Here is a 4910-nt window from a genome sequence, read left to right as displayed (position 1 = left end):
CAGGACAAGTACTTCCCGCCCGTCGGCCGCATCGACGGCGCCGGCGGAGACCGCAACCTGATCTGCTCCTGCCCGCCCATCGAAGAATTCGCGAACTAGTTTCGGCCGGTGGTTGAGCTTGTCGAAACCCGTGGATCTCGACAAGCTCGATCACCGGGCTCGATCTCCTTTAGGTATGAAAGGCTTTCACAATGACTGAGAACTACACCGCTCTCTACGAAGAGCACAAGAAACTCGGCGCTTCCTTCACCGATTTCGGTGGCTGGCAGATGCCCCTGAAGTACAGCTCCGAGCTGGCCGAGCACCACGCGGTGCGCAACGCTGCCGGGCTGTTCGACCTCTCCCACATGGGCGAAGTCTGGGTCTCCGGCCTGGAAGCCGGCGCGTTCCTGGACTACGCACTCGTGGGCAAGCTCTCCGCCATCGCGGACGGCAAGGCCAAGTACTCGCTCATCTGCAACGCCGACGGCGGCATCATCGATGACCTCATCGTGTACCGCTTCAGCGACGAGAAGTACCTCGTGGTCCCCAACGCGGGCAACGCCCCCACCGTCGCCGTCGCCCTGGCCGAACGCGCCACGGCGTTCAACGTGAAGGTGGAGGACGCCTCCGCCATCACGTCGCTGATCGCGGTCCAGGGCCCCAAGGCCGAGGCCATCCTGCTCAAGCTGACCGCTGAGGCCCAGCACCCGCTAGTCACCGACCTGAAGTACTACGCGTTCAACGAGCTCACCGTGGCCGGCCACAACGTCATCCTGGCGCGCACCGGCTACACCGGCGAGGACGGCTTCGAGCTCTTCGTAGCGAACGACGGCGCCGCCTCCCTGTGGGCGTCCGTCGCCGAAGCAGGGGCTGAGTTCGGCATCGTTCCGTGCGGCCTCGCCTCACGCGATTCGCTCCGCCTTGAAGCCGGCATGCCGCTCTACGGCAACGAACTCTCCCTCGAACGGTCACCGTTCGACGCCGGCCTGGGTGGCGTTGTGGCGCTCAAGAGCAAGGAAGGCGACTTCGTGGGCCGCTCCGCCCTGGAAGCTGCCAAGGAAGCCGGATCAAAGCGTAAGCTTGTGGGCTTGAAGGGACTCGGACGTCGCGCCGGCCGCGGGCACTACCCGGTGCTCAAGGACGGCGCCGTGGTTGGCGAAGTCACCTCCGGCCAGCCCAGCCCCACCCTCGGCTACCCGGTGGCGATGGCCTATGTCGACGTCGAGCACGCCGAGATTGGCACCGCCCTGGACATCGACCTGCGCGGCAAGGCAGAGCCTTTCGAGGTTGTCGCACTGCCGTTCTACAAGCGCCAAAAGTAAGGTGCTACGGGTTCCGTTGCGGCTGACATCCTCTGCGTGCTGCTCCTTCGTCGCTCTGACGCACGCTGCCGGATGCCACCCACAACGGAACCTCCCCGGGGGTTGGCGTTGACCGTCCCCCTAGGTGCTTAGGAAGTGCCGCCTACCCTGGCGGTGAGCGGATTCCGGAAGCGTGCGTCAGAGGCGAGGTACGAGCCAGCACGCGGAGGAATTCGGTCACCAGCCTCCCAACCCGACCACAACTGACTTCGAAACGTAAGGAACACACATGGCTAAGGTTGCCGCTGAACTGAAGTACTCCGCCGAGCACGAGTGGATCGCGCTCGATGGCTCTGGTCCGTCCGTTGTGGGCGTGTCCGCTGTTGCCGCTGAGGCGCTGGGTGACATCGTGTACGTGGACCTGCCCGAGGTTGGCTCCACGGTGACCGCGGGGGAGACCTGCGGCGAGATCGAGTCCACCAAGTCCGTCTCTGACCTGTACTCCCCGGTGACGGGCGAGGTCACGGAAATCAACGAAGACGCCGTCGGCGATCCTGCGCTGATCAACTCCGATCCGTACGGTGCCGGCTGGCTCTTCAAGGTGACCGTCGAGTCCGAGGGCCCGCTGCTTTCTGCCCAGGAATACGCCGAAGTAAACGGTGGCGAACTGTGAGCGCCGCTGCCGCGGCCGTGGGCACAATCAGAGTCTTTGAGCAGGTAGTTTCCGCGAGCCTGGACACCGACCTGTCGGTGCTGGACCCGGAGATCGCCGTCAAGATCGACGACGAACTGGGCCGCCAGCGCAATGGCCTGGAAATGATCGCCTCCGAGAACCACACGGCCGTTGCCGTGATGCAGGCGCAGGGCTCGGTCCTGACCAACAAGTACGCCGAGGGCTACCCGGGCAAGCGCTACTACGGTGGCTGCGAGCACGTGGACGTCATCGAGCAGCTGGCCATCGACCGGGTCAAGGCCCTGTTCGGCGCCGAGTTCGCCAACGTGCAGCCGCACTCCGGCGCCCAGGCCAACGCCTCGGTCATGCACGCGCTGATCAAGCCGGGCGATACCATCATGGGCCTGAACCTGGCCCACGGCGGCCATCTGACCCACGGCATGAAGATCAACTTCTCCGGCAAGCTCTACAACGTGGTCCCGTACCAGGTCCGCGAAGACACCCACACCATTGACATGGCCGAGGTGGAGCGCCTGGCGCTGGAGCACAAGCCGCAGCTGATCGTCGCCGGCTGGTCGGCCTACGCCCGCCAGCTGGACTTCGCCGAGTTCCGCCGGATCGCCGATCTGGTGGGTGCCTTCCTGATGGTGGACATGGCGCACTTCGCCGGTCTGGTGGCAGCCGGCCTGCACCCGTCCCCGGTGCCGCACGCCCACGTCACCACCTCCACCACGCACAAGACCCTCGCCGGTCCGCGCGGCGGCATCATCCTCTCCAACGACGCCGCGATCGCCAAGAAGATCAACTCGGCTGTGTTCCCCGGACAGCAGGGCGGCCCGCTGGAGCACGTCATCGCCGGCAAGGCCGTGGCCTTCAAGATCGCAGCAACGCCGGAGTTCAAGGAACGTCAGGAGCGCGTCCTGGCCGGCGCCAGCATCCTGGCCGACCGCCTCATCCAGCCGGACGTCACCGCCAAGGGCATCAACGTGATCTCCGGCGGCACCGATGTCCACCTGGTCCTGGTTGACCTGCGCAACTGCGAGTTGGACGGCCAGCAGGCCGAGGACCGCCTGGCCGCGATTGACATCACCGTCAACCGCAACGCCGTGCCGTTCGATCCGCGCCCTCCGATGGTCACCTCCGGCCTCCGGATCGGCACCCCCGCGCTGGCCACCCGTGGTTTCGGCGAGGCAGCCTTCCGTGAAGTCGCGGACATCATCGCCGAGGCCTTGATTGCCGACGCCGACGCGGACCTTTCCGGCCTGCGTCACCGGGTAGAGGCTCTCGCCGCCGCCCACCCGCTGTACCCGGGGCTGTAGTCCCTTCCGGTGGTTGGGCCCGTCGGGTTTCGACAGGCTCAACCACCGGGAACCGCAATACCAATACTTAGTTAGGAAACGCACATGGCCGTTGGAGTCTTTGATTTGTTCTCCGTCGGGATCGGGCCGTCGAGCTCTCACACTGTGGGGCCGATGCGCGCTGCCGCGGTGTTCGCCGAGGAGCTCAAGGGCTCCGGCAGCCTGGACAAGGTGGCGGGGCTGCGGGTGGACCTGTACGGGTCCCTCGCGGCAACGGGCCATGGCCACGGCACCATGACGGCCATCCTGCTGGGCCTGGAGGGTTTCCACCCGGAAAAGATCCTGCCGGCCGAGGTGGAGGAGCGGCTCGCTGCCATCGCCGAAACCGGCACCCTCCAGCTCGCCGGTTCCGTACCCCTGCCGTACGGGGTCAAGGATATTGTCCTGCGCCCGCTGACTGTCCTGCCGCGGCACACCAACGGCATGACCTTCACCGTCAGCGACACAGAGGGCGAAGTTCTGCACAAGGCCACGTTCTTCTCCGTCGGCGGCGGTTTTATTGTCCGCGAGGGCGAAGAGGACGCGGCCCTGAAGGAACTGGACGAGTCCAAAAAGGAACTGCCGCTGCCGTTCCGCACCGCGGCGGAGCTGCTGGGCCGGTGCCAGTCCAAGGGCCTGTCGATCGGCGAGGTCATGTTCGTGAATGAGCTTGCCTCGAGGTCGGAGGCGGAAATCCGCGAAGGCCTGCTGCACATCTACTCCGTGATGGAGGAGTGCGTGGCAACCAGCCTCAAGCGTGAGGGGCTGCTGCCCGGCGGACTGAAGGTCCGCCGTCGTGCGCCGGACTGGCATGAGCGGCTCGAAAAGGAGGACAAGGACCGGGACGCGAAGTACTGGCAGGAATGGGTGAACCTCATCGCCCTGGCAGTGAACGAGGAGAACGCGTCCGGCGGCCGGGTTGTCACGGCCCCCACGAACGGCGCTGCGGGGATCATCCCGGCGGTCCTGTATTACGCGCTGCATTTCGCACCCGGGATGGACAAGGCCACGCAGGAAGACCGCGACGACGTTGTGGTCAAGTTCCTGCTCACGGCCGGTGCCATCGGGGTGCTGTACAAGGAACAGGCGTCCATTTCGGGTGCCGAGGTGGGCTGCCAGGGCGAGGTGGGATCGGCGTCGTCCATGGCGGCCGGTGCCCTCGCCGAGGTCATGGGCGGGACACCCCAACAGGTGGAAAACGCCGCGGAGATCGCGATGGAACACAACCTGGGCCTGACGTGCGATCCGATCGGCGGGCTGGTCCAGGTGCCGTGCATCGAGCGCAACGCGATCGCGGCCGCGAAGGCCATCAACGCCGCGAAGATGGCCCTGTGGGGGGACGGTACGCACCGGGTGTCCCTGGACGAGGTGATCGTGACCATGCGCGAGACCGGCAGGGACATGAGCTCCAAGTACAAGGAAACGGCCATGGGCGGCCTCGCCGTCAACGTAGTGGAATGCTAAGGGAAGAGAACTGATGACACTGGCACCAGAAGGCCGGAAGCTGCTGCGCGTTGAGCAGCGCAACTCTGCAGTACCCGTGGAGCGGAAGCCGGAGTGGATCAAGGCGAAGGTCCAGATGGGTCCGGAGTATGTCCAGCTCAAGAACCTGGTCAA

General features: G+C 65.6%; 4 protein-coding genes and 1 pseudogene. All 5 read left to right on the top strand.

Annotated features, from left to right (window positions below; all coding sequences use genetic code 11):
• Positions 1-191: 191 nt before the first annotated feature.
• Positions 192-1304, top strand: coding sequence for a glycine cleavage system aminomethyltransferase GcvT (gene gcvT, locus CXR02_RS21765; protein WP_104063878.1), 1113 nt, complete (start codon positions 192-194; stop codon positions 1302-1304).
• 268 nt (positions 1305-1572) lie between these two features.
• On the top strand, positions 1573-1956 hold the full coding sequence (gcvH, locus tag CXR02_RS21760) for a glycine cleavage system protein GcvH (protein ID WP_104063877.1): 384 nt from the start codon (positions 1573-1575) through the stop codon (positions 1954-1956).
• A complete protein-coding gene (gene glyA / locus CXR02_RS21755) occupies positions 1953-3275 on the top strand; it encodes a serine hydroxymethyltransferase (protein WP_308470706.1) in 1323 nt (440 codons plus the stop codon). The genes gcvH and glyA overlap by 4 nt, the downstream gene beginning before the upstream one ends.
• Before the next feature lie 84 nt (positions 3276-3359).
• A complete protein-coding gene (locus CXR02_RS21750; RefSeq protein WP_104063876.1) occupies positions 3360-4757 on the top strand; it encodes an L-serine ammonia-lyase in 1398 nt (465 codons plus the stop codon).
• Between the two features lie 13 nt (positions 4758-4770).
• Positions 4771-4910 (top strand): annotated as a pseudogene (locus tag CXR02_RS23105) (lipoyl synthase); the annotation flags it as partial.

The organism is Arthrobacter sp. 4R501 (assembly GCF_002929755.1).
Classification (GTDB): domain Bacteria; phylum Actinomycetota; class Actinomycetes; order Actinomycetales; family Micrococcaceae; genus Arthrobacter.
Note: the sequence above shows the minus strand (reverse complement) of the source record. Positions and strands in the feature narration are given on the sequence as shown.